Source organism: Rhizobium leucaenae USDA 9039 (genome assembly GCF_000426285.1).
In the GTDB taxonomy this organism is placed as follows: Bacteria; Pseudomonadota; Alphaproteobacteria; order Rhizobiales; family Rhizobiaceae; genus Rhizobium; species Rhizobium leucaenae.
This window is the reverse complement of the sequence record NZ_AUFB01000003.1, coordinates 257929-279893: the sequence shown is the minus strand read 5'-3', so window position 1 is coordinate 279893 and position 21965 is coordinate 257929. Positions and strand designations below refer to the sequence as shown.

Sequence of the window (21965 nt, the reverse complement as noted above, 5' to 3'; positions counted from 1 at the left end):
GTTAAACGCTCAAGAGGAATGCATGTTCCGGAAGCTAAAGCTATGAGTTATGCGGAGAAATACGGCCTCTTGCCGTACGCATGGCCCCAGCGCTGAAGCACCAGCCGGTATTGACGTCGGGATGCGCCCCCGCCGATCCGAAATCGCCTAAGATGCAGGGCATCCTCGGACGACTTCCGTTCCGCCCACCAGCTCCCGCACCGCCTCCTGGATCAGCCGGCAAGCGTCGACCGAAGCGCGGCGGCCATTGTGGGCGAGGTGATAGGAGAGCGGCAAAGTCTGGTCCGGATTGACGATCCGGACCTTGTCGGCAATCGGCACGGCGCTGACCCGGCCGAGAAACGAAACATAGCCGTGATTGGCGACAAGGTCGACGATGACGGGCAGCGAGTCGGCCGAAGTGATGTCGCGACCGCGAAACCGGCGGCGGTCGCCGCTGTCATAGCCGAAGGCCGTTGCCGCATTGCCGATGCCGGTGCGCGGGCTCGGCACGCAGAGAGGATGGTTTTCGACCAGCGCCGTCACCGTCTGTTCCGTGCTGCCGGGCGGCGCGATCGCCACCATGTCGGTCGCCACCAGTTCCATGTGCTCGAAGGCATCGAGGCCGAAGACAGAGTCGACGATGGCAACGTCGATGCGACCGGACCGCAGCGCCTCGCGCAAATCGTCGGCGGTCATCAGCATCAAGGACAGCGTGTTGCGGTTGCCGCTGATGTTCCAGCGCGCCACGAGGCTGGCAAGCGAGCGGGCCACCCAGCTTTCCGATCCCGTCGGAATGATCGATCCGATGCGTACGGCACGTGCCGCCCGCTGGAAGCGCTCGTCCGCCGTTGCCTTCATCTCGTCCCAGGCTTCGGCAATACCGGCGAAGATGGCATAGACCTTGCGCCCCGCGTCGGTCAGCACCGAGCCCTGCGCCTGCCGCTCGAACAGGCGGCAGCCGAGCAGTTCTTCCAGATTGGCGATCTGCAGCGAAAGCTGCGGTTGACCGAGACGCAGGCGGCGGGCGGCGCGATTAATGCTGCCTTGGTCGGCGACCTCCAGGAAACGTTCGATAGTGGCGATCTTCAACGGCAGGCGGGCCGCCCATTCGGGATAGTCTTGCAGTGCGGGCGGCTCCTTCGTCAGCGCCGATAGTTGTCGCATGGCGGACAAGATCGGCTGGAGGCCCCTTTGCACCTTCGAGCTGGCAAGGAGCGTGGCAAGCTCGCCCGATGCTCGCTCGACGAGCTTCATCGCCAGTTCCGTCTCCAGCCTTCGAAGCGCGCTCGACACGGTCGAGGCGGAAAAGGACAGCCTGCGGGCAGTCTCCCTGACGGAGCCGATCGAGAACACCGTATCGGCGATGAACAATGCCCCAAGATACAAGCCGGCCATCCTTTCCGAGCCTGCCGCATGCCTCCATACGCATGCAGCCGAACCAACATGCGAGCACGATATGATGTGTTCTCGAAAAAAGATATCCCAAGCCAAAACGGCCGAGACTATCGTTCGATGGCCGCCAAACTGATCGTGATCACCAAGAGATCGGAACGGCAGCGAAACGGGTAAGGGGAACAAAAACAAACGCACTTACCCCTGAAAAAAGAAAACTATTTTCGCGCTTATGCCGGGTGCCCTCGTCATAATCGCGCTGCGACTGCAGGTGGCGGACTGGCGTGTCATCGATTTTTCGATGGCGAGCGCTATCTCCCAGACGCAGACAGGACTTCGCATGCGGGTTCTTCAGCCCGCAATCATATAGGGCGTATCCGGGGACCGGATTTGAACCGAACGGATACGTCAGACAACGGTTCAACGGGAAGGGAAAGATCATGTTCAAGAAGTTCGCACTCGCTGCCGCGCTAGCGGCTTTCGTCGCCAGTGGCGCAAGCGCGGCCGACGTCGTGGTTTCATCGAAGATCGATACCGAAGGCACGCTGCTCGGCAACATCATCTTCGCCGCGCTCAATGCCAACGGCATCAAGGCGCAGGACCGCATCGCGCTCGGCACGACGCCCGTTTTGCGCAAGGCGATCACATCAGGCGAAATCGACATCTACGCCGAATATACCGGCAATGCCGGCTTCTTCTTCAACAAATCAGACGATCCGGCCTGGAAGAACCTTCAGCAGGGTTATGATCTGGCCAAGAAGCTCGATTACGACGCCAACAAGATCGTTTGGCTGACGCCCTCGCCCGCCAACAACACCTGGGCGATTGCCGTTCGCAACGACGTCGCCGGTCCGGCCAAACTCAAGACCATGTCCGATTTCGGCAAATGGGTTTCCGGCGGCGGCCCGGTCAAGCTCGCGGCTTCTTCCGAGTTCGTCAACTCGCCGGCGGCTCTGCCGGCCTTCCAGACGACCTACAACTTCCAAATCAAGCCCGACCAGGAAGTCGTGCTCTCCGGCGGCGACACGGCAGCGACGATCAAGGCTGCCGCGGATCAGACCAACGGCGTCAACACCGCCATGGTCTACGGCACGGACGGTGCCATCGAAGCGGCTGAACTGACGGTTCTCGAAGACGACAAGAGCGTGCAGCCGGTCTATGCGCCGACGCCGATCATCCGCGAAGCCGTGCTGAAGGCCAATCCGAAGATCGAGGAAATTCTCGCTCCGATCTTCAAGGGCCTCACCGCCGACGTGCTCCGCAAGCTGAACGGCCGCATTCAGGTTGACGGCGAGCCGGCGAAGTCGGTGGCCGAATCCTACCTCAAGGAAAATGGTTTCCTGAAGTAAGACTTTACCTGTCACGCCCGCGGCTCCGCTTTGATAGAGTGGGGCCGCATGATTTTTGATGAAGCATGATCCTCTCTAAGAACCACTTTCTGGTTTTGGGATCACTCGCTGGCGGAGCTTGCTTGATGGAAGATGCGCTCGCGGTCCGCAGGGTGGACCGTCTCGGAGTGGTGCTTGTGGCCGGTGGCATCCTGGCAGCGGCGTCGATGCCGTTCATCATCGTCAAGGCAAACCGTATCGCCGCCGGCAAGCCGCAATTGCTGACGCAGCTCCTCGCCCAGCCCGTCGCCTTAGCGCTTCTTGTCCTTCTCATCGTGACCGCCCTCGCCGCTCTTTTCCTGCGCAACCAGCTCGTCCGCCTCGGCATCGCCACGCTTACCATTGCCCTTCTGATCGTCACACTCGGCTTCGTCTCGACCGCGGCTACGCCTGCCGGCAGCACCGTCGCCCGAATTACGCCGGGCGGCTCTTTCTGGGTGCTGCTCGCCGTCATCGGGCTGGTGATCTCCGATGCGCTTGTGAAGCTGCAGCTGACGCCATGGCTTCGTGTCACCGCACTCGCTCTCTATGCCGCGATCCTTGGCGTGATTCTCAGATCCGGTCTGCTCGACAATCTCTCGATCATGAAGGAATACGCCAACAATGCCGACAAGTTCTGGAACGAGGCGCTCGGCCACGTGTTCCTGTCGCTCGGCTCCGTCGCCATCGCCATCGTGCTTGCGCTGCCGCTCGGCGTCTTCTGCTATTGGCAGCCGCGAATCCGCGCCGTCGTGCTGCGGGCGTTGAGCCTGGTGCAGACGATCCCGAGCCTGGCGCTGTTCGGCATCCTGATGCTACCGCTCGGCTATATCGCCGCCCATGTGCCTTTCGCCGCTGCGATCGGCGTCAAGGGCATCGGTGTGGCGCCGGCGCTGGTGGCGCTGGTGATCTATTCGCTGCTGCCGATCGTCGCCAACACCGTGGTCGGGTTGACCGGCGTCGACCCTTCCGTGCGCGATGCCGCCGCCGGCATGGGGCTGACGCGCCTGCAGATCCTGACCGGCATCGATCTGCCGCTCGCCTTCCCGGTTATCCTGACGGGCATCCGCATCGTGCTGGTGCAGGCGATCGGTCTCGTCACGGTCGCTGCGCTGATCGGCGGCGGCGGCTTCGGTCTCTTCATCTTCCAAGGCATCGGCCAGACCGCCAATGACCTTGTGCTGCTCGGCGCCGTGCCGACGGTCTTTCTCGCATTCTCATCGGCCGTCATCCTCGATGCGGTCATCGACAGCATCCGGGGACAACACGCATGACCACCATGATCGAGCTGAAGAGCGTGACCAAGCGCTACGGCAGTGCCACCGTGGTCGACAATGTCAGCATGAGCATGGAAAAGGGCACGATCACCGTCATCGTCGGCACCTCCGGCTCCGGCAAGTCGACGCTGGTGCGCATGATCAACCGACTGGTGCCGATCACCCTCGGCCAGATTTCGGTCGACGGCCGGGATGTCATGAGTGTGCCGGCGACCGAGCTTCGCCGCCGCATCGGCTATGCCATCCAGGGCCATGGCCTGTTTCCGCATCGCACGGTGGCGCAGAACATCGCCACCGTGCCGCAACTACTCGGCTGGGATAAGGCGCGCACCGACCGGCGCGTCGAGGAACTGCTCAATCTCTTCCATCTCGATCCCGGCACTTTCGCGGCGAAATATCCGAGCCAGCTTTCCGGCGGCCAGCAACAGCGCGTCGGCGTCGCCCGCGCGCTCGCAGCCGAACCGGAAGTGCTGCTGATGGACGAACCCTTTGGCGCGCTCGATCCGGTCATCCGCGGCAAGGCGCAGGACGATCTTCTGGCGATCCAGAAGCAGTTCGGCACGACCATCGTTCTCGTCACCCACGACATGGACGAAGCCTTTCATCTCGGCGACCAGATCGCAGTCATGAGCGAAGGCAAGCTGCTGCAATGTTCGGAACCGGGGAAGATCCTGACCGAGCCGGCCGATCCCTTCGTGCAGCAATTGACCGGCACGTCAGACCGGGCGCTGAAGCTGATGTCGCTGCTGCCGCTCAAGGAAAGCATGCAGCCGCCGCGACCGGGGCTCGGTTACAGCCTGCCGCAGACGCTCAATCTGCGCGACGCTTTGGCGGCGATGATCTGGCAGGGTGCCGAAGAGGCTGCCGTGGAAGACGACAGCAAGATGCCTGTCGGCTCGATTTCGATGCGGCATTTGATCGAGCTGGGCCGCAAAGCATGAAGTTTCTGACCGCCAATATCTTCCGGTTCCTAGCATTGGCGCTGCTCCTGGTGCTGCTGTTCCGGCCGGAATGGCTGATGCCGATCCTGGCACCGCTCACCAAGTTCGGGGCATCGCCGATCTATACGCAGAACAGCCTTGTGAGTCTGACGATCAGCCATATGGAGCTGATCATCGTTTCGATCGCCGCCAGCGGCGTTCTCGCCGTCCTCGGCGGCATCTTCGTCACCCGCAAGAGCGGTGCCGATTTCTTGCCGCTGTCGCGAGCGATCGCCAATGCCGGGCAGACGTTCCCGCCGGTTGCCGTGCTGGCGCTCGCCATTTCCACGACTGGTTTTGGCGCAGTGCCGACGCTGATCGCGCTTTTCCTCTATGCCCTGCTGCCAATCTTCGAAAACACGGTTGCCGGGTTGCAGCAAGTGCCCGCTTCCGTGCTCGACGCTGCCGACGGCATGGGCATGAACGGTTGGCAGCGGCTGTTTCGGGTGGAGCTACCGCTCGCGCTGCCGTTGATCATTGAAGGGCTGAAGATTGCCACCGTCATCAATATCGGCACAGCCACCATTGGCTCGACGGTTGCGGCAAAGGGGCTCGGCGAAGTCATCATCGCCGGGCTGATCAACGACAACACGGCCTTCATCCTGCAGGGCGGCCTGATCGTCGGCCTGATGGCGGTGCTGATCTATGACGGCATGGAGCTGATCGAAACCGCCGTCACTCGCAAAATCGGCTTACAATCGCATTGATTTGCTCTGGCGGCTTCGGAGCACGATCTTCCCAAAAGCCGCTTCGCACCGGCAAAGGTCATTTTTAAGAACTTGGCCGCATTGAACGAGGGGGATGCTACCCATGGCTAAAATGATCCATTCGATGATCCGCATCCTCGATGAAGCGCGCTCGGTCGATTTCTACGAGAAAGCTTTCGGGCTCGCAGTCGTCGATCGCGTCGTCTTTCCGACCTTTACGCTGATTTATCTGCGCAATGCCGAGACCGGTTTCGAATTGGAATTGACTGTCAATCAGGGCCGGATCGAACCCTATGCGCTCGGGGAAGGTTACGGCCACCTTGCGGTTTCGGTGGATGAACTTCGGGACGAGCACGCGCGCTTCACCAAGCTTGGCCTGAACCCAGGCAAGATCGTTGAACTCAATCGTGATGGAAAACTTTTCGCGCTGTTCTTCTTCGTCACCGATCCCGATGGCTACAAGATCGAGGTAATACAAAGAAATGGGCGATATGCGTAAAAGCTACGCAAACCAAGGCCCCGTGAAAACGGGGCCGGTCTGGCTTGACTATCTGCATGCCTACATCCAGTAGGGCGGCACGCCGAAATAGTCATGGCTCTTATGGCCATGGTCCTTGTGGACGAGGGTGTCGTCCTTGCTGGCAAAACGGCAAGCCTTTTCGACGTCGTTCTTGGTCATATTGATACGGTAACCATCGACGCGGGCGTCATAACGCAGCTTTTCCCACGGCAGCCGGTAGTGATCCTGACCGATGCCGAAGAAGCCGCCGAAGCTCAGGATGATGAAAGCAATACGTCCATCGCTTTTTTCCATCATCAGGCGCTCTATATGACCAATCTGCTTACCGTCGGATCCAAAGACCTTCGATCCCTCGACCCGATCGCAGGCAACCAGCATCGACATATCCTTGATATAAAGATCGCGGCTCATCGTATCGGCACTCTCTTTATGCATGTGCGCACCTCCTCTTGGATACGCTTCACATAAAATTCTTGGAGCGTCCGATCCGCCTTAAGCGTTGGCGGGGGCAGGACGATGCTCCGGTGGGTCCTCGCCCACGGCGCTATTAACGCGCCGTCTTGGCAAAAGTTCCAGTGCTTTTTTCAAAGTTATTAAAAATTGGTTAACGCCCAGGGATTATTGACGTTTACGTCAAAGTTAGTATAGCTTTCGTTGTTGCTCTACGTCTTTAGGTGAGGGCAAAGGCGGCAGCGCTGTGAAAAGCGGGAGACTTTTCAGCAAAGCGGTGCCACGCTACAAAGCCCCGGCTCGCCAAGAGCGAGGTATGATGATGCGTAAGGGAGGAAGTGCGCATGAATTCAGTCTCTGCTCCTTCGGATAGACCGCAGGTCAACAAAATATGGCTTGCTTCCTATCCGGACATCGTACCGGCCGAACTGCCGCCGCTGGAGCACGCATCACTCGTCGAACTGCTGGAGGAAAGCTGCGCACGCTATGCCGACAAGCTCGCCTTCACCAGCATGGGCAAATCGATCACCTATCGCGACCTCGATAGGCAGACGCGTAAGATCGCCGCCTGGCTGCAGAGCCTCGGCCTTCAGAAGGGCGATCGCGTCGCCGTCATGATGCCGAACGTGCTGCAGAACCCGATCTCGGTTTACGGCATCCTTCGCGCCGGGCTTGTCGTCGTCAATGTCAATCCGCTCTACACGCCTCGCGAGCTCGAGCATCAGCTTCGCGATTGCGGTGCCAGAGCGATCTTCGTTCTGGAAAACTTCGCGCATACCGTCGAGCAAGTGCTGGCGCATACGGATGTGCGCCATGTGGTGGTCACCGCACTTGGCGATATGCTTGGCATCAAGGGCCATATCGTCAACTTCATCGTCCGCAAGGTGAAGAAGCTGGTGCCGGCATGGTCCATCCCCGGCCATCGCAGCTTCAAGGGCGTGATCTCCGAAGGCGCGCGCCTGCCATTGAAGCCATCTCAACTCGGCGGGAACGACATCGCCTTCCTGCAATATACCGGCGGCACGACCGGCATTGCCAAGGGCGCGATCCTCACCCATTCCAATCTGCTCGCCAACCAGCAGCAATTGCTGCTCTGGCTGCAATCCGCCTATATCAACAAGCCGCGCCCCGAGCAGCTAACCTTCGTCTGCGCATTGCCGCTCTATCATATCTTCGCGCTGACGGTGAATTCGCTGATGGGCATGTCGCTCGGCGGTCATAACGTCCTGATTGCCAACCCGCGCGACATACCGGCCTTCATCAAGGAGCTCAGCAAGTATAAGTTCGACATGTTCCCCGGCCTGAACACGCTGTTCAATGCGCTGATGAACAATCCCGAATTCGCCAAGCTTGATCTCTCCCACACCGCGACGCTCGCCGGCGGCATGGCGGTGCAGCGGCCGGTCGCCGAGCGCTGGCAGAAGATGACCGGAGCCTGGATCACCGAAGGCTACGGCCTTTCCGAAACCTCGCCGGTCGCAAGCGCCAACCGTTTCGACAGCCCGGAATTCACCGGCACGATCGGCCTGCCGATCACGGGCACGGATTTCGACATTCGCGATGAGAACGGCAAATCGCTGCCGCTCGGCGAAGTCGGTGAAATCTGCATCCGCGGCCCGCAGGTCATGGCGGGCTATTGGAAACAACCGGCCGAAACCGCACGCGTGATGACAGCGGACGGCTTCTTCCGCAGCGGTGACATGGGCTTCATGGACGAGCGCGGCTACACCAAGATCGTCGACCGCAAGAAGGACATGATCCTGGTCTCTGGCTTTAACGTCTATCCAAACGAGATCGAGGAAGTTGCCGTCATGCATCCGGGCGTTCTCGAAGCGGCGGCAATCGGCGTGCCGGACGAACATTCGGGCGAAGCGGTCAAGCTTTTCATCGTCAAGAAGGATCAGACGCTGACCGAGGCGGAGGTCAAGGCGCATTGCATCGCAAACCTCACCAATTACAAGCGGCCACGCTTCATCGAATTCCGCGGCGAACTGCCGAAATCGAATGTCGGCAAAATCCTACGCAAGGAATTGCGTAACTGACATAGTTCAATGCCATTATTCCCTGCCGTTCGGAAAGCTGCCCGCCTTTGTCCGCGGGCGGCTTTTTTCGCTTTTACCGGTGCGTCAACTTGATTTACCCCTTACAAAGCGAATAGTTTCCGCGACTAACTCAGATTGCCCCGCCCTCGCCACACGGCCAGCGGCGCGAACCGCAAGGAGCCTCCCATGAACGCCCTCGTCGAACAACTGAAGAGCACCGCAGCCGCCACCAAAGCCACGGATATCCGCGCGGCCTTTGCAGCCGACTCCCAACGTTTCTCCCGCTTTAGCACCTCGCTTGACGACCTGCTGATGGACTATTCCAAGACTGCGGTGAATGACGAGATCTTCGCGCTTCTCGAAAAGCTCGCCAACGAAGGCGGAATTGCAGCCAAGCGCGACGAGATGTTCTCGGGCGTTGCCATCAACTTCACCGAAAATCGTGCCGTTTTGCACACGGCACTGCGCAATCGTTCCAACACGCCTGTCCTCGTCGATGGCAAGGATGTGATGCCCGACGTCAACGGCGTGCTGGCGGCAATGGGCAAATTTGCCGACGCTATCCGCTCGGGTACGCTGAAGGGTGCAACCGGCAAGGCGATCACCGACGTCATCAATATCGGCATCGGCGGCTCCGACCTTGGTCCGGTCATGGCGACGCTGGCGCTTGCGCCCTTCCATGATGGACCGCGCTCGCATTTCGTCTCCAACATCGACGGCGCTCATATCGCCGACATCCTGAAACTCGTCTCGCCGGAAACGACGTTGTTCATCGTCGCGTCCAAGACCTTCACCACCATCGAGACGATGACCAACGCCCAGACGGCGCGCAACTTCATCGCCAAAGCGCTCGGCGAAGCTGCCGTTCAGCATCACTTCGCCGCCGTATCGACGGCGCTCGACAAGGTCGCCGCCTTCGGCATCGACAGCGAGCGCGTCTTCGGCTTCTGGGATTGGGTCGGCGGCCGCTATTCGATCTGGTCGGCCATCGGCCTGCCGCTGATGATCGCCGTCGGTCTGGAGAATTTCGGCAAATTCCTCGACGGTGCGCATGCGATGGACAACCATTTCCGCAAGGCGCCGTTCAAGGAAAACCTGCCGATGCTGCTCGGCCTCATCGGCTTCTACCATCGCAACGTGCTCGGTTATACGACCCGCGCCATCCTGCCCTATGACCAGCGTCTGTCGCGCTTTCCCGCCTATCTGCAGCAGCTCGACATGGAATCGAACGGCAAGGGCGTCACCATCGACGGCACGCCGGTGGAGGGCAATTCCGGCCCCGTCGTCTGGGGCGAGCCCGGCACCAACGGCCAGCATGCCTTCTATCAGTTGATCCACCAGGGCACGAGCATCATCCCGACCGAATTCATGATTGCCGCCAACGGCTTCGAGCCGGACCTGCGCCACCAGCACCAGTTGCTGATGGCAAACTGCGTGGCACAGTCGGAAGCTCTGATGAAGGGCCGCACCTTCGCGGAAGCCAAGGCCCAGCTCACCGCCAAGGGCATGGACGACAAAAAAGCCGATTTCATCGCGCCGCATCGCGTCTTCACCGGCAATCGCCCGTCGATCACCTTCGTCTACGACAAGCTGACGCCCTACGCGCTCGGCCGCCTGATCGCTCTTTATGAACACCGCGTCTTCGTCGAAGGCGTGCTCTTCCGTATTAACTCCTTCGACCAGTGGGGCGTCGAGCTCGGCAAGGAACTGGCAACCGGCCTGCTGCCTGTCATCGAAGGCAAGGAAAGCGCTGCCGGCCATGATTCGTCGACGCAGGGCCTGGTGGCTGCGTTGGCGAGCCGGGCGAAGTAGCTTTCAGAAAGCCCCTCCCCAACCCCTCCCCACGAGGGGGAGGGGCTTGGACGCCGCATCTCCGCAGATCGATCCAAATACTCCGAGGCAGAAGCACCAAGCTTCAGCAGGCGTGGGAGCGATGCTCTCTGCCGAAAGGTCGCAACATGTTAACCCCCTCCCCCTTGTGGGGAGGGTTGGGGAGGGGTCTTCATCAGCGAATGAAAGACGAAAAGGCCTTACAGCCCAATCTCATGCGCCCAGGGCGGGTTGGCACCGGCGCGGGACACCGTAACGGCCGCGGCCTTGGCGCCCAAAGCCAGTGCATCGCGAAGGCCCTTCTCATCCAGAGAGGCAACTTGCGCCTTGGTCAGCAAGCCATTCATCTTCAGCGATGCCAGGATGCCGGCATCGAAGGTGTCGCCCGCCCCTACCGTATCGACGACGGTGACGCGTTCGCTCGGGACCGTAACTTTCAACGACTTCGTATAACCCGTTGCGCCCTCGGCGCCCTTGGTGACGACGACCAGCTTGGCACCCTGGTTCAACCAGTGAGCTGCAAGTTCGTCATGGTTTCCGGCGATGCCGAACCATTCAAGATCTTCATCGGAGAACTTGAGGATGTCGGACATGGCGGCCATGCGGCTGATACGGCCCATATGCGCGGGCTTGTCCTTGATGAAGCCGGGGCGGATGTTCGGATCGAGCGAGATCACCCGGCTTTGATGTTCGCGCTTCATCAACGCTTCGTAGGTCGCACCACAGGGGTTCGGGATCAGGCTGATGGCACCGAAATGCAGGGCTTCGCAGTCGTCTCCCAATGTGGGGAGATCGGTCTCGGTGATCATGCGGCCGGCAGAACCTTCGTCGTAAAAGGCATAAGTCGCCTGGCCGTTGACGAGTTTGACGAAAGCGATCGTGCTCGGACGCGGAGCGATGGCGCAATAGCTATAATCCACCTTGGCGGCCGCGAGCGTCTCGCGCAGAATATCGCCCATCATATCGTCGGCAATGCCGGTGAAGAAACCGGTCGGGACGCCGAGACGGCCAAGCGCAATCGCGGTATTGAAGATCGCGCCGCCGGCATAGGGCGCAAAGGCCTTTTCACCCAGCGTCGTATCTCGCGGCAGCATGTCGATCAAAGCTTCGCCACAGCACAATATCATTCCGGCCTCCTCGAGAGCACGTCTGTCAGTGTAGTCCGTAAATCGATTAGATAAATTTACGGCAAAAGCAAAGCGTCACTTTGTTGCCAGTTCCGATACGCCGCCATTCCGGCCGGACCAGGCGAGCGGCGCGTTGAGAAACGCTTCAACTTCCTCGAGCGTTTTGTCGTCGAACAGCTTTTGCGCCTTGGCGACGGCAAGCGCGTCACGCCAGGTGGCGATATGGTGGAGCCGAACCTTCGCGTTGGCAAACCGCTCCTCGGCTTCCGGGAAAATGCCGTAGTAGAACAGCGCCATACCGTGGTCGACGATGCCGCCGGCGGCGCGGATGGCGTCAATGAAGGTGAACATGCTGCCGCCCGCCGTCGTCAGATCCTCGATGACCAGGACACGGGCACCCTCAGGCATATGGCCCTCGATCTGCGCATTGCGGCCATGGCCCTTCGGCTGCTTGCGGACATAGATCATCGGCAGGTCGAGGCGCTCGGCGAGGAAGGAGGCGAAGGGAATACCCGCCGTTTCACCGCCGGCAACACAATCGAACTGCTCGAAACCGGCGTCGCGCATGACAATGCTGGCGGCGAAATCCATCACCGTCGAACGGATGCGCGGATAGGAAATCAGCTTGCGGCAATCGATGTAGACCGGGCTCGCCATGCCCGAGGCCAGCTTATAAGGCTTCTCGGCGCTGAAATGCACCGCCTTGATCTCCCAAAGCATCTTCGCCACCAACTCGGCCATGACGGCGCGATCGGAAAATGTCATCTGGGTGGTCATGCGGGCCTCCTTCGCTCTTCAAGACATTCCTGCGGCAATAGCAGCAAGTGGCCAAGGTTTCCAGCCGAACGCAGGGATTTGTATCGCCCGTTTTTCAATGCTTCTATTTCATTTGTTGCGGTGTCGACAGCCTCTCCGAAACAGCGCCGATATCGGCGGGCAGCATTGCCTTGAACAAGGCGATCGCCCTATCGCCCTCCTCTTTCTCGATCGAAATCGCATAGCGAACGGCGGCTGCGACCAGTTGCATGGTTAGCCGCGCGATGCGCGCCAGCTCCTCGGAATCGCGCTCGGGCCAGAGGCGATGAAGGACGGCCAGAAAAGCCTGGGAATGCCATTCCATATCCTCGGCATCGATCTCCTGCAGAAGCTTGTCCGCCTGTGTCGCATGCCAGATATCGCGCATGACCGGCTCGTCACGAAACATCGCATAGTAACCATCGACGATACTGCCGAGCACGCCCTGGAGATCAGCCCCACTTTTCACGCGAGCCAGCTCGATCTCCACACATTGCCGCCCCTGCTCGTTGAAGCGTTCGGCCAGGACGCGGATGATCGCAGTTTTGTCGGGAAAATATTGGTAGAGCGAACCAAAGGACACGCCGGCCTTTTCGACGATCTCGCCCATGCGCAATGCGTCGCTGCCGTTCTCTTCGATCAGCTCCATCGCAACCGACAATATCCGCTCGACGCGCTCGCGGCCGCGCTGCTGGCTCGGGATTCGGCGGGGCGTCCCTGCCTCTTCCTTGCTGCGCCTGCGTTTCACAATCGGCTCCTGCACTATACCACCACTCGTCCGTCATTCTTGACAGACGATATAAGAGAGTTTATCACATTTCGCAAATGAGAGAATTTATCACATTTCGATCGGAGCAGGTCCGACATGCAAATCTCGACGACAGGTCAAACCGCCACAACCGGCATCTGGAGTGTCCAATCATGACCTATCCAATCACGAATATCGCTCTTATTGTCGCAGCACTCGGCAGCGGCCTTCTCGCCGGCGTCTACTTCGCCTTCTCGACCTTCATCATGCAGGCATTCGCCCGTCTTACCGTCGATGAGGGGATTGCGGCCATGCAATCGATCAATACGACGATCGTGCGTTCACCCTTTATCGTACTGTTCCTGTTAACGGCTGCGCTCTCGATTTTCATCGCCGTGGTGGCAATACTCTATTGGCGGGGCGGCACGAGCATGCTGATGCTGACGGGCGCGGCGCTCTACCTCGTCGCCAGCCTTCTTTCGACCATGGTATTCAATGTGCCCTTGAACGACGCTCTCGATAAGGTCGATGGCCGCGCGGCGGAAGCAGCCCCGTTTTGGAGCGCCTATCTCAGCGATTGGACAAGATGGAACCACGTGCGCACGGTGGCGTCGCTGCTTGCCGCCTGCGCCTTTGTCCGGGCTCTCTTTTAACGGATCATCCGGGGCGCGAGCAGGACGCCGTGCGGGAAATGTCGGGCGAGACGGCGTGCAGATAGGTCGCAACCTCGACGCGGTTGCGGCCATTGCGCTTGGCAGCATAAAGCGCCTTGTCGGCGGTGCTGAGGACGCTGTCGAAAGCGATGCCGTCGGCGGTGCCGAGCGCGACACCGGCGCTGACCGTGCAGGCGAACGATTTGCCGTCCGCGGTGATCTCGCGGGCAGCAAAGGCGTCGCGCACCCGCTCGGCGATCTGCTCTGCCCGGCCCGGCAAGGCATTGTCGAGGACCAACGCGAATTCCTCGCCGCCGAGACGAGCAACCGTATCCGAGGCCCGCAGTCCGACCGCCAATTCGCCCGCAAAAAGCTTAAGCACCATGTCGCCGGAGGCATGGCCGTGCTGGTCGTTGACGGACTTGAATCGATCGATATCGAAGACGATCACGGCCATGGAAGGGCCGAAAGGGCGGTGACCATAGCGGTCGAACAGAGCGCGGCGATTGAGTAGACCGGTCAACGGATCGGTGATGGCCTGGAGGCGATGATGCGCCGCCAAACGCCATTGATGCAGGGCCAGCGACAGGGCGCCGATGCCCGTCATGCCGGCAATGCAGATGGCAGGGCTGACATCTTCGGCCCAATTGTCTGGCGCATGGCCAAGCACGAGTTTACCGTCCCAGATCAGGACCCCGGCACACAGTGCAAAGGAAATGGCGGTCAATGTGTAAAGCGCGGTAATGCCATAGAGCGGCGCCGGCGCCTCCTGACGGCTCAACCAATATTCGCGCGCCGTCAGCAGGAGGAGCACCGTGACAACGATGTTGTCGCCCATGAAGGCGAGGCCATCGTAACCGGCGAGCATGGCCGGCACGGAAGCGGCAATGCCGGTCAAGCTTCCCAGCAAAGCACGGGCCTTGGAAAACCGGCGCGTGCGGAACTGATATCCCGCCGCCCAGATGGTCGAGAAGCCGATGAAAAACAGCACGAAGGTGAGAATGGCGAGCGTCAGTCGCGGCTTATCGACATAGGCACCATAGGTGAAAATCCCGGCAACGATCGGAATAAGCCCAGCAGAACAGGTCAGCAGGAATGTCTCCGGCCGGCGGGAAAACCAGCTTCCAACCAAGGTCACCGCCAGACAGGACGCGGAAACGCCGAGAGCCAGCAGAAGAGAATTATAGTCAAGCTCCATGCTCTTCCTTCGACGGCTTCATTCCGCACCGTGGGGGATCGGCATAACGCTATCCTTCAAGGCGTATCAAATTGGTTACGGGATCCGATAAAGATCATGTATTTCAATGAAATATGCCTTTGGTATTACGAAAAGAGTTTCCGAACAAAAATATCAGTGATTGCTCTCAACATCCCAGTGCAAGGGGAACATCGGATCGAACACGGTGATGGCGCCTGCTCCCGTTTCGATCTTGTCGGGAAAGGCCACCGATTCCGCCCGGCGAATCAGCGTGATGCGATCCTCGTTCACCGGCAGCCCATACCAGGCGGGGCCGTTCAAAGAAGTGAAAGCCTCGAGTTTGTCGAGCGCGCCTTCCTGTTCGAAAACATGCGCCAGGCAGCTCATGGTGTTGACCGAGGTGTAGATGCCGGCACAGCCGCAGGCGCATTCCTTCAGCGGATCGACATGCGGGGCGGAATCGGTGCCGAGGAAGAACCTGGCGTCGCCACTCGTGGCGGCCGCGCGCAGCGCCAGGCGGTGGCTTTCGCGCTTGGCGACCGGCAGGCAGTAATAGTGCGGTCGGATGCCGCCGACCAGAATGGCGTTGCGGTTGATGATGAGATGATGGGTGGTGATCGAGCCGGCGAGATTGGCCTTTGCCGACTTGATGTAATCGATGCCATCAGATGTCGTCACATGCTCCATGGTGACTTTCAGTTCCGGCAGGCGCTGACGCAGCGGATCGAGCACGGTTTCGATAAAGACGGCCTCGCGGTCGAAAATATCCACATCCGGCGACGTCACCTCGCCATGTACGCAGAGCGGCAGGCCGATCTTGGCCATGCGCTCCAGCACCGGCATCGCCTTGTCCATATTCCGCACGCCACCATGGGAATTGGTAGTCGCGCCGGCGGGGTAGAGTTTGACCGCAGTGATGAGGCCGCTTTTCTTGCCCTCCTCGACATCGTCGGGATCGGTATGCTCCGTGAGATAAAGCGTCATCAGCGGCTGAAAGCGGTCGCCTGCCGGCAATGCCTTCACGATGCGCTCCCGATAGGCGGCTGCATCCGCCGTGGTGACGACCGGCGGCACCAGGTTCGGCATGATGATGGCGCGGGCGAAATGCCTGGAGGTGTCGCCGACCACGCCTTCCAGCACGGCGCCGTCACGCAGATGCAGATGCCAATCGTCAGGGCGGCGGATGGTGAATTTTTGCATGAGCGCGAACCTCTGAATGGTTGTCGCGCTTCGAATAGCACCATACGCCACCGCAAAACAATCGATGGCGGCGTGTAAATGACAGTGTGGGGTCAGCCCTGCACGATATCGATGGTGAAATCGGCCGGGCGGCGGTTCTCGAGGATCAGCCGGCCGTTCGGCAGATCGTTGCCGTAGACCTTGGCACCGGCCGCCTCGTCATCGAGTTTATAGCCCCGCCAACGCTCCCAGAGCCGCTGCTCCAGGACCTCCATCGGCGGCGCCAGCATGATCGAATAGTCGAACATGCCTTCCAGTTCCGCCCACTTGCCCTGATTGAAGAGCAGGTAGTTGCCTTCGATAACAATGAAACGGTGATCGGGGGAGACGATGCGGGCCGAGGCGATGGCGATCTCACGCGAGCGGTCGAAAACCGGCACCAGCACCTCCTGATCGGCTGCGCGCACCGCCTTGACGATATCGAGAAAAGCACGCACATCGAAACTTTCGGGAACGCCCTTGCGCTTCAGCAGACCCTTTTCGATCAGCACGGCATTGTCCATATGGAAGCCGTCCATCGGCAGGACCTCGGCGCTCTCGCCCTTGGCTATGAGCGCCTTGGCCATATTGTCCGCCAGCGTCGATTTCCCGGCGCCCGGCGGGCCGGCAATCGCGACGAGAAACCGTTTTGCGCCAGCGGCGCGCCCGATGATCTCGTCGGCGATTCCCTCAAGCACGGAACTCATGCGGCGACAGTCTCTGCCGGCGGCGCCTTGGCGCCGGTCATGAAGGCAACTGCATCCGACATGGAATAATCCTTGGGGTTGATCACGGTCAGACGACGCCCGAGGCGATGGATATGGATGCGATCCGCCACCTCGAAGACATGCGGCATATTGTGCGAGATCAACACGATCGGCAAGCCGCGGGCGCGGACGTCCAGGATAAGCTCCAGCACCTTGCGGCTTTCCTTGACGCCAAGGGCGGCCGTCGGCTCGTCCATGATGACGACCTTGGAACCGAAGGCGGCGGCGCGTGCCACCGCCACGCCCTGACGCTGGCCGCCCGAGAGCGTTTCCACCGCCTGGTTGATATTCTGGATCGTCATCAGGCCGAGTTCGCTGAGCTTGTCGCGGGCGCGCTTTTCCATCGCCGGCCGGTCCAGCATGCGGAACAAGGAGCCGAGAATGCCGGGCTTCCGGATTTCGCGACCGAGGAACATATTGTCGGCGATCGAAAGCGCCGGCGACAGCGCCAGGTTCTGATAGACCGTCTCGATACCGGCTTCGCGCGCTTCCATCGGCGATCTGAAGTGGACGGGTTTCCCCTCCAGCCTGATCTCGCCTTCGTCGGGCGTGGTCGCGCCGGAAATCGCCTTGATGAGCGAGGATTTGCCAGCGCCGTTATCGCCGATGACAGCAAGGATTTCGCCGGGATAGAGGTCGAAATCGGCGTTGTCGAGTGCGGTCACGCGTCCGTAACGCTTGACGAGACCGCGGGCTGTGAGAAGAGGTTCGCCAGTCGTGGTCATGCCGACACCTTTCTGATCCATTGATCGATCGCGACGGCGCCGATGATCAGCACGCCTGTCAGAAGAACCTTCCACTGCGGGTCGGCTCCGAGCATGTTGAGGCCCATGGACACCACACCGACGATCATCGCGCCGAACAGCGTGCCGAGGATCGAACCGCGGCCGCCGAAGAGCGAGATACCGCCGATCACGGTCGCGGTGATCGCCTGAAGATTGAAATCCGTCACGGCCGAGGAGGGCGAGATCGAACCGTTGCGGCCGATCGAAACCCAGGCGGCAAACGCCGCGATCAGGCCCGAAACACCGTAGACGGCGAGCAGCACCTTCTTGGTTTGGATACCCGACAATTTTGCCGCTTCCGGATCATCGCCGACAGCGTAGACATGCCGGCCCCAAGCCGTGTGATTGAGAACGTACCAAAGGCCGACGACCAGCAGCACCATGGCAATGACGCCAAGGGTCAGCACTGCGCCGCCAAGCCGGAAGCTGATGGCGAAGACATGCAGGAGCGGAGCCTGTTCGTCGACATCGGTGTCGCGAATGGTCTCGTTGGCGGAATAGATGAAATTCGTCGCCATGACGATGTTCCACGTGCCGAGCGTCACGATGAACGGCGGCAGCTTCATGGTGGCGACGAGGAAACCGTTGAGCAATCCGCAGACGCCGCCCGCAAGCATGCCGGCAAGAACGGCAATCGGAGTCGGCAGGCCGTAGGTTATGGCGCAATTGCCCATGATGACAGCGGAAATGACCATGATCACGCCGATCGAAAGATCGATGCCGGCGGTCAAAATGACCAATGTCTGCGCCGCGCCGAGAATGCCGACGATGGCGATCTGCTGCAGAACGAGCGTCAGCGTGTAGGCGGAGAAGAAGCGGCCGCCGATGGCAATGCCGAAGATGATGATTGCCACCACCAAAACGATCAACGGCACCGCGGCCGGTGTCGAATGCAAGAAATGCTGTGTGCGTTTGAGAAGAGTGACATCCTGGTGCTCGAACGAGGCGACGTTCTTGTCGCTGCCATCGAGAACACGCTCGAATTCCTGTGCGCCGGTCATTGTTTTCCTCCGCAACCGCGCCGAACTACGCGGAAACCGCCGGGGTTGAAACCGGCCGGGGCTCAAACCCGGCCGGCGTTGGTATTGCGACGGCATAGTCCGAACCGAAGAGCCGCATCAGTGGATGTGAAACGGTCTTCGGACTGGATCATGCCAAACCCAGGACGGGGCTTAGCCCCAGCACTTCGCTGTGCCTTCCTTGGTGTCGATGGATTTCAGGCCGGTAACCGGCTTGTCCGTCACCAGCGAAACGCCGGTGTCGAAGAAGGACTTGCCTGCGGTCGGCTTCGGCTTCTCGCCGGTATCGGCGAACTTCTTGATCGCTTCGACGCCGAGAGCAGCCATCATCAGCGGATATTGCTGCGAGGTCGCGCCGATGACGCCATCCTTAACCGACTTGACGCCCGGGCAACCGCCGTCAACCGAGACGATCAGGACCTGCTTTTCCAGACCGACGGCCTTCAGCGCCTGATAGGCACCGATAGCGGCCGGCTCGTTGATCGTGTGGATGACGTTGATGCTGGAGTCCTTCTGCAGAAGGTTTTCCATGGCCTTGCGGCCGCCTTCTTCGTTGCCGTTGGTGACGTCATGACCGACGATGCGCGGATCGGTCTCGTCGCCGATCTTGTTCGGGTCCTTCGGGTCGATGCCGAAGCCGATCATGAAGCCCTGGTCGCGCAATACGTCGACGGTCGGCTGCGACGGCGTCAGGTCAAGGAAGCCGATCTTGGCATCCTTGGCCTTCTCGCCGAGGGTCTTGTTGGCCCACTCGCCAATCAGCTTGCCGGCGAGAAGATTGTCGGTTGCGAAAGTCGCGTCTGCGGCATCGGCCGGATCCAGCGGCGTGTCGAGCGCGATGACCAGGAGGCCCGCGTCACGTGCCTTCTTGATCGTCGGAACGATGCCCTTGGTATCGGAAGCGGCGATCAGAATGCCCTTTGCGCCTTCGGCGATGCAGCTCTCGACGGCAGCGACCTGGCTTTCGCTATCGCCATCGATCTTGCCGGCATAGGACTTCAGCGTCACGCCGAGTTCCTTGGCCTTGGCGGTAGCGCCTTCCTTCATCTTGACGAAGAAGGGGTTCGTGTCCGTTTTGGTGATCAGGCAGGCGGAAACGTCGGCAGCCTTGGCCGGGGCGGCAAAGGCGACACCGATCGCCAGAGCGGCGAGTGCTGCGGAAACAACAGATTTCTTCATTCAATCCTCCCAAAATTTGAATAGACCGGAACCTTCCGGCGGTCTCGGCTCGCAGTGAGACCGGATCTAGGACGTGTCATGTCTGCTTGGATTTATTCCAGATCGGCCGCCTCCAAGGCCATGCTCACGTCCTCCAACGCGCATATCTGATCCTAAAGATTTCCTCCTGTCAATAAATAAATCGGATTGAATTATTAATCGGATGTGGCATGTTGCTGAACAATACGGCATGGCCATGATGGAAGGAGCAGGCCAATGTCTCCCTTGGAAGACCCGGCAGATACGCCATCATCACCCATGATTCTCGATCCCAGCGGGGGTGCGAATCAGGTGCGCGTGCGCGCGCACAACGAACGGTTGGTGCTGTCGCTCGTGCGCCGTCACGGCGCCCTGTCGAAGGCGGAGATTGCGAGGCGCAGCGGACTGTCGGCGCAGACGGTCTCCGTCATCATGCGTGCGCTGGAGAAAGAGGGGCTGCTGTCGCGCGGCGAGCCCGTGCGCGGGCGCGTAGGGCAGCCTTCCATTCCGATGCGGCTCAATCCGGATGCGGTGCTCTCCTTCGGCGTCAAGATCGGCCGGCGAAGCGCCGATCTCGTGCTGATGGATTTCGTAGGGCACATACGGATGCAGCTCCACCAAATCTATCCCTATCCCCTGCCGCAGGACATCATGTCCTTCGTCACATCCGGTATTCGGGAACTTGAAGCGCGCCTCAGCAGCGAAGAGCGCCGCCGGCTTGCCGGGGTTGGCATCGCTGCCCCTTTCGAACTCTGGAACTGGGCGGAAGAAGTTGGTGCACCCGATGGAGCGATGGAGGCCTGGCGCGGTTTCGACCTGCAGGCGGAGGTCGCAGCCCGCGTACCCTACCTCGTCTATCTGCAGAACGACGCCACCAGCGCCTGCGGGGCCGAGCTCGTCTTCGGCGTCGGTCCGCGCTATCCGGATTTCGTCTATCTCTTCATCGGCTCCTTCCTCGGGGGCGGCATCGTCCTCAACTCCTCGATCTTTGTCGGGCGGACGGGAACGGCAGGGGCACTCGGCCCGCTGCCAGTGCGCGGACGCAACGGCGAAACCCGGCAGTTGCTCGACATCGCTTCGATCTTCGTGCTCGAAAATCTGCTGAGGGACCGTGGCTTCGACCCGCGGCCGCTCTGGTATTCGGCGGACAACTGGATCGATTTCGGCGAGCCGTTGGAGACCTGGATCCAGGATACGGCCAAGGCGCTGGCGCAGGCGATCGTCGCCGCCGCCTCCATCATCGATTTCAGTGCCGCCATCATCGATGGCGGCTTTCCAGACTGGGTGCGCGAACGGGTCGTGCGCGCCACCATCAAAGCGGCTTCGGATCTCGACCTGCAGGGCGTCGTTCTGCCCGAGATCATCGAAGGCGCGGTCGGTCCGCAGGCACGTGCCATCGGCGGTGCCAGCCTGCCGATCTTCGCGCGCTACCTCATAGACCAAAACATACTTTTCAAGGAGATAGACCATGCTGAAGGGCATTGACCCGCTGTTGAGCCCCGACCTCCTGGCGACGCTGCGCGCCATGGGACACGGCGATGAAATCGCCCTCGTCGACGGCAATTATCCGGGTCTCGAACATGCCCGCCGCCTCATCCGCCTCGATGGCCACGGCGTCGTCCGGGTTCTCGATGCGGTGCTGAGCGTATTGCCGATCGACGATTTCGTACCGCAGGCCATTTTCCGCGCGACCGTCAAACAGGACCGCGATGCCCTCGATCCCGTGCATGCGGAGATGGTCGATGTTTGCGCACGGCATGTCCCCGACATCAAGGTCGTGCCGCTGCTGCCGGCGGAATTCTACGAGCGGGTAAAGCAGGCGCATGCGCTGGTGCAGACGAGCGAGCCACGGCTTTATGGAAATATCATTCTGCGCAAGGGTGTGATCTATCCGAAATAACTCACCTTCTC

Annotated in this window: 21 protein-coding genes; 10 read left to right on the top strand and 11 right to left on the bottom strand. The window is 60.5% G+C overall.

Annotated features, from left to right (window positions below; all coding sequences use genetic code 11):
* Positions 1–147 precede the first annotated feature (147 nt).
* Entirely contained in the window at positions 148–1368 is a 1221-nt protein-coding gene (locus K290_RS33860) for a LysR family transcriptional regulator (protein ID WP_051263952.1), read from the bottom strand.
* Between the two features lie 446 nt (positions 1369–1814).
* Here K290_RS33860 and osmF point away from each other — a divergent pair, with 446 nt between their 5' ends.
* From osmF to K290_RS0106285, 5 genes are all read left to right on the top strand, one after another.
* A complete protein-coding gene (gene osmF, locus K290_RS0106305) occupies positions 1815–2723 on the top strand; it encodes a glycine betaine ABC transporter substrate-binding protein OsmF (RefSeq protein WP_028751106.1) in 909 nt (302 codons plus the stop codon).
* 125 nt (positions 2724–2848) lie between these two features.
* On the top strand, positions 2849–4015 hold the full coding sequence (locus K290_RS0106300; protein ID WP_028751105.1) for an ABC transporter permease: 1167 nt from the start codon (positions 2849–2851) through the stop codon (positions 4013–4015).
* Positions 4012–4959: an ABC transporter ATP-binding protein gene (locus K290_RS0106295; protein ID WP_037135026.1), complete on the top strand. Its 948-nt coding sequence runs from the start codon at positions 4012–4014 to the stop codon at positions 4957–4959. Before K290_RS0106300 ends, K290_RS0106295 begins: the two co-directional genes overlap by 4 nt.
* Positions 4956–5705: an ABC transporter permease gene (locus tag K290_RS0106290; RefSeq protein ID WP_028751103.1), complete on the top strand. Its 750-nt coding sequence runs from the start codon at positions 4956–4958 to the stop codon at positions 5703–5705. The genes K290_RS0106295 and K290_RS0106290 overlap by 4 nt, the downstream gene beginning before the upstream one ends.
* 103 nt (positions 5706–5808) lie before the next feature.
* The gene (locus K290_RS0106285; protein ID WP_028751102.1) at positions 5809–6204 is read left to right on the top strand and encodes a VOC family protein; all 396 of its coding nucleotides are present in this window, start codon (positions 5809–5811) and stop codon (positions 6202–6204) included.
* A 60-nt stretch (positions 6205–6264) separates the two neighbouring features.
* Here the strand turns inward: K290_RS0106285 and K290_RS0106280 are convergent, their stop codons facing one another.
* Complete coding sequence (locus K290_RS0106280; protein ID WP_028751101.1) at positions 6265–6660, bottom strand: PRC-barrel domain-containing protein; 396 nt, start codon at positions 6658–6660, stop codon at positions 6265–6267.
* A 359-nt stretch (positions 6661–7019) separates the two neighbouring features.
* Between K290_RS0106280 and K290_RS0106275 the strand changes: the two genes are divergently transcribed.
* Together K290_RS0106275 and pgi are read left to right on the top strand one after the other, a co-directional pair.
* A complete protein-coding gene (locus K290_RS0106275) occupies positions 7020–8717 on the top strand; it encodes a long-chain fatty acid--CoA ligase (protein ID WP_028751100.1) in 1698 nt (565 codons plus the stop codon).
* Positions 8718–8903: 186 nt separating this feature from the next.
* Complete coding sequence (gene pgi, locus K290_RS0106270; protein ID WP_028751099.1) at positions 8904–10529, top strand: glucose-6-phosphate isomerase; 1626 nt, start codon at positions 8904–8906, stop codon at positions 10527–10529.
* 218 nt (positions 10530–10747) lie between these two features.
* On the opposite strand, the gene K290_RS0106265 is transcribed toward pgi, so the two are convergent.
* The 3 genes from K290_RS0106265 to K290_RS0106255 all read right to left on the bottom strand — a co-directional run bounded on the left by K290_RS0106265 (position 10748) and on the right by K290_RS0106255 (position 13235).
* Positions 10748–11674 (bottom strand): carbohydrate kinase family protein, encoded by a 927-nt coding sequence (locus K290_RS0106265; RefSeq protein ID WP_028751098.1) that lies wholly within the window; start codon positions 11672–11674, stop codon positions 10748–10750.
* 75 nt (positions 11675–11749) lie between these two features.
* Positions 11750–12451 carry an orotate phosphoribosyltransferase gene (locus tag K290_RS0106260; protein ID WP_028751097.1) on the bottom strand — a complete coding sequence of 234 codons (702 nt, stop codon included), beginning with the start codon at positions 12449–12451 and terminating at the stop codon, positions 11750–11752.
* Between the two features lie 103 nt (positions 12452–12554).
* Positions 12555–13235, bottom strand: a complete 681-nt coding sequence (locus K290_RS0106255) for a TetR/AcrR family transcriptional regulator (RefSeq protein ID WP_028751096.1) — start codon at positions 13233–13235, stop codon at positions 12555–12557.
* 155 nt (positions 13236–13390) lie between these two features.
* On the opposite strand from K290_RS0106255, the gene K290_RS0106250 reads away from it, so the two are divergent.
* Entirely contained in the window at positions 13391–13870 is a 480-nt protein-coding gene (locus tag K290_RS0106250) for an anthrone oxygenase family protein (RefSeq protein ID WP_028751095.1), read from the top strand.
* Positions 13871–13874: 4 nt separating this feature from the next.
* Here K290_RS0106250 and K290_RS0106245 read toward each other — a convergent pair whose 3' ends face one another.
* The 6 genes from K290_RS0106245 to K290_RS0106220 all read right to left on the bottom strand — a co-directional run bounded on the left by K290_RS0106245 (position 13875) and on the right by K290_RS0106220 (position 20036).
* Entirely contained in the window at positions 13875–15068 is a 1194-nt protein-coding gene (locus tag K290_RS0106245) for a GGDEF domain-containing protein (RefSeq protein ID WP_028751094.1), read from the bottom strand.
* A 153-nt stretch (positions 15069–15221) separates the two neighbouring features.
* On the bottom strand, positions 15222–16268 hold the full coding sequence (gene pyrC, locus K290_RS0106240) for a dihydroorotase (RefSeq protein ID WP_028751093.1): 1047 nt from the start codon (positions 16266–16268) through the stop codon (positions 15222–15224).
* Between the two features lie 92 nt (positions 16269–16360).
* Positions 16361–16993 (bottom strand): nucleoside triphosphate hydrolase, encoded by a 633-nt coding sequence (locus K290_RS0106235; protein ID WP_028751092.1) that lies wholly within the window; start codon positions 16991–16993, stop codon positions 16361–16363.
* Complete coding sequence (locus K290_RS0106230) at positions 16990–17799, bottom strand: ATP-binding cassette domain-containing protein (RefSeq protein ID WP_172831059.1); 810 nt, start codon at positions 17797–17799, stop codon at positions 16990–16992. The genes K290_RS0106235 and K290_RS0106230 overlap by 4 nt, the downstream gene beginning before the upstream one ends.
* Positions 17775–18839: an ABC transporter permease gene (locus tag K290_RS0106225; protein WP_028751090.1), complete on the bottom strand. Its 1065-nt coding sequence runs from the start codon at positions 18837–18839 to the stop codon at positions 17775–17777. The genes K290_RS0106230 and K290_RS0106225 overlap by 25 nt, the downstream gene beginning before the upstream one ends.
* Before the next feature lie 171 nt (positions 18840–19010).
* Positions 19011–20036 carry a sugar ABC transporter substrate-binding protein gene (locus K290_RS0106220; RefSeq protein ID WP_028751089.1) on the bottom strand — a complete coding sequence of 342 codons (1026 nt, stop codon included), beginning with the start codon at positions 20034–20036 and terminating at the stop codon, positions 19011–19013.
* Positions 20037–20291: 255 nt separating this feature from the next.
* Here K290_RS0106220 and K290_RS0106215 point away from each other — a divergent pair, with 255 nt between their 5' ends.
* Together K290_RS0106215 and K290_RS0106210 are read left to right on the top strand one after the other, a co-directional pair.
* Complete coding sequence (locus K290_RS0106215; RefSeq protein ID WP_028751088.1) at positions 20292–21539, top strand: ROK family transcriptional regulator; 1248 nt, start codon at positions 20292–20294, stop codon at positions 21537–21539.
* Positions 21523–21954 carry an RbsD/FucU family protein gene (locus K290_RS0106210; RefSeq protein WP_028751087.1) on the top strand — a complete coding sequence of 144 codons (432 nt, stop codon included), beginning with the start codon at positions 21523–21525 and terminating at the stop codon, positions 21952–21954. Before K290_RS0106215 ends, K290_RS0106210 begins: the two co-directional genes overlap by 17 nt.
* The last annotated feature ends 11 nt before the right edge of the window (positions 21955–21965 follow it).

Excerpts from the sequence above, each read along its gene's own strand:
- osmF (WP_028751106.1), top strand. The coding sequence starts at position 1,815 with ATGTTCAAGAAGTTCGCACTCGCTGCCGCGCTAGCGGCTTTCGTCGCC.
- K290_RS0106300 (WP_028751105.1), top strand. The coding sequence starts at position 2,849 with ATGGAAGATGCGCTCGCGGTCCGCAGGGTGGACCGTCTCGGAGTGGTG.
- K290_RS0106295 (WP_037135026.1), top strand. The coding sequence starts at position 4,012 with ATGACCACCATGATCGAGCTGAAGAGCGTGACCAAGCGCTACGGCAGT.
- K290_RS0106290 (WP_028751103.1), top strand. The coding sequence starts at position 4,956 with ATGAAGTTTCTGACCGCCAATATCTTCCGGTTCCTAGCATTGGCGCTG.
- K290_RS0106285 (WP_028751102.1), top strand. The coding sequence starts at position 5,809 with ATGGCTAAAATGATCCATTCGATGATCCGCATCCTCGATGAAGCGCGC.
- K290_RS0106280 (WP_028751101.1), bottom strand. The coding sequence starts at position 6,660 with ATGCATAAAGAGAGTGCCGATACGATGAGCCGCGATCTTTATATCAAG.
- K290_RS0106275 (WP_028751100.1), top strand. The coding sequence starts at position 7,020 with ATGAATTCAGTCTCTGCTCCTTCGGATAGACCGCAGGTCAACAAAATA.
- pgi (WP_028751099.1), top strand. The coding sequence starts at position 8,904 with ATGAACGCCCTCGTCGAACAACTGAAGAGCACCGCAGCCGCCACCAAA.
- K290_RS0106265 (WP_028751098.1), bottom strand. The coding sequence starts at position 11,674 with ATGATATTGTGCTGTGGCGAAGCTTTGATCGACATGCTGCCGCGAGAT.
- K290_RS0106260 (WP_028751097.1), bottom strand. The coding sequence starts at position 12,451 with ATGACCACCCAGATGACATTTTCCGATCGCGCCGTCATGGCCGAGTTG.
- K290_RS0106250 (WP_028751095.1), top strand. The coding sequence starts at position 13,391 with ATGACCTATCCAATCACGAATATCGCTCTTATTGTCGCAGCACTCGGC.
- K290_RS0106245 (WP_028751094.1), bottom strand. The coding sequence starts at position 15,068 with ATGGAGCTTGACTATAATTCTCTTCTGCTGGCTCTCGGCGTTTCCGCG.
- pyrC (WP_028751093.1), bottom strand. The coding sequence starts at position 16,268 with ATGCAAAAATTCACCATCCGCCGCCCTGACGATTGGCATCTGCATCTG.
- K290_RS0106235 (WP_028751092.1), bottom strand. The coding sequence starts at position 16,993 with ATGAGTTCCGTGCTTGAGGGAATCGCCGACGAGATCATCGGGCGCGCC.
- K290_RS0106230 (WP_172831059.1), bottom strand. The coding sequence starts at position 17,799 with ATGGATCAGAAAGGTGTCGGCATGACCACGACTGGCGAACCTCTTCTC.
- K290_RS0106225 (WP_028751090.1), bottom strand. The coding sequence starts at position 18,839 with ATGACCGGCGCACAGGAATTCGAGCGTGTTCTCGATGGCAGCGACAAG.
- K290_RS0106220 (WP_028751089.1), bottom strand. The coding sequence starts at position 20,036 with ATGAAGAAATCTGTTGTTTCCGCAGCACTCGCCGCTCTGGCGATCGGT.
- K290_RS0106215 (WP_028751088.1), top strand. The coding sequence starts at position 20,292 with ATGTCTCCCTTGGAAGACCCGGCAGATACGCCATCATCACCCATGATT.
- K290_RS0106210 (WP_028751087.1), top strand. The coding sequence starts at position 21,523 with ATGCTGAAGGGCATTGACCCGCTGTTGAGCCCCGACCTCCTGGCGACG.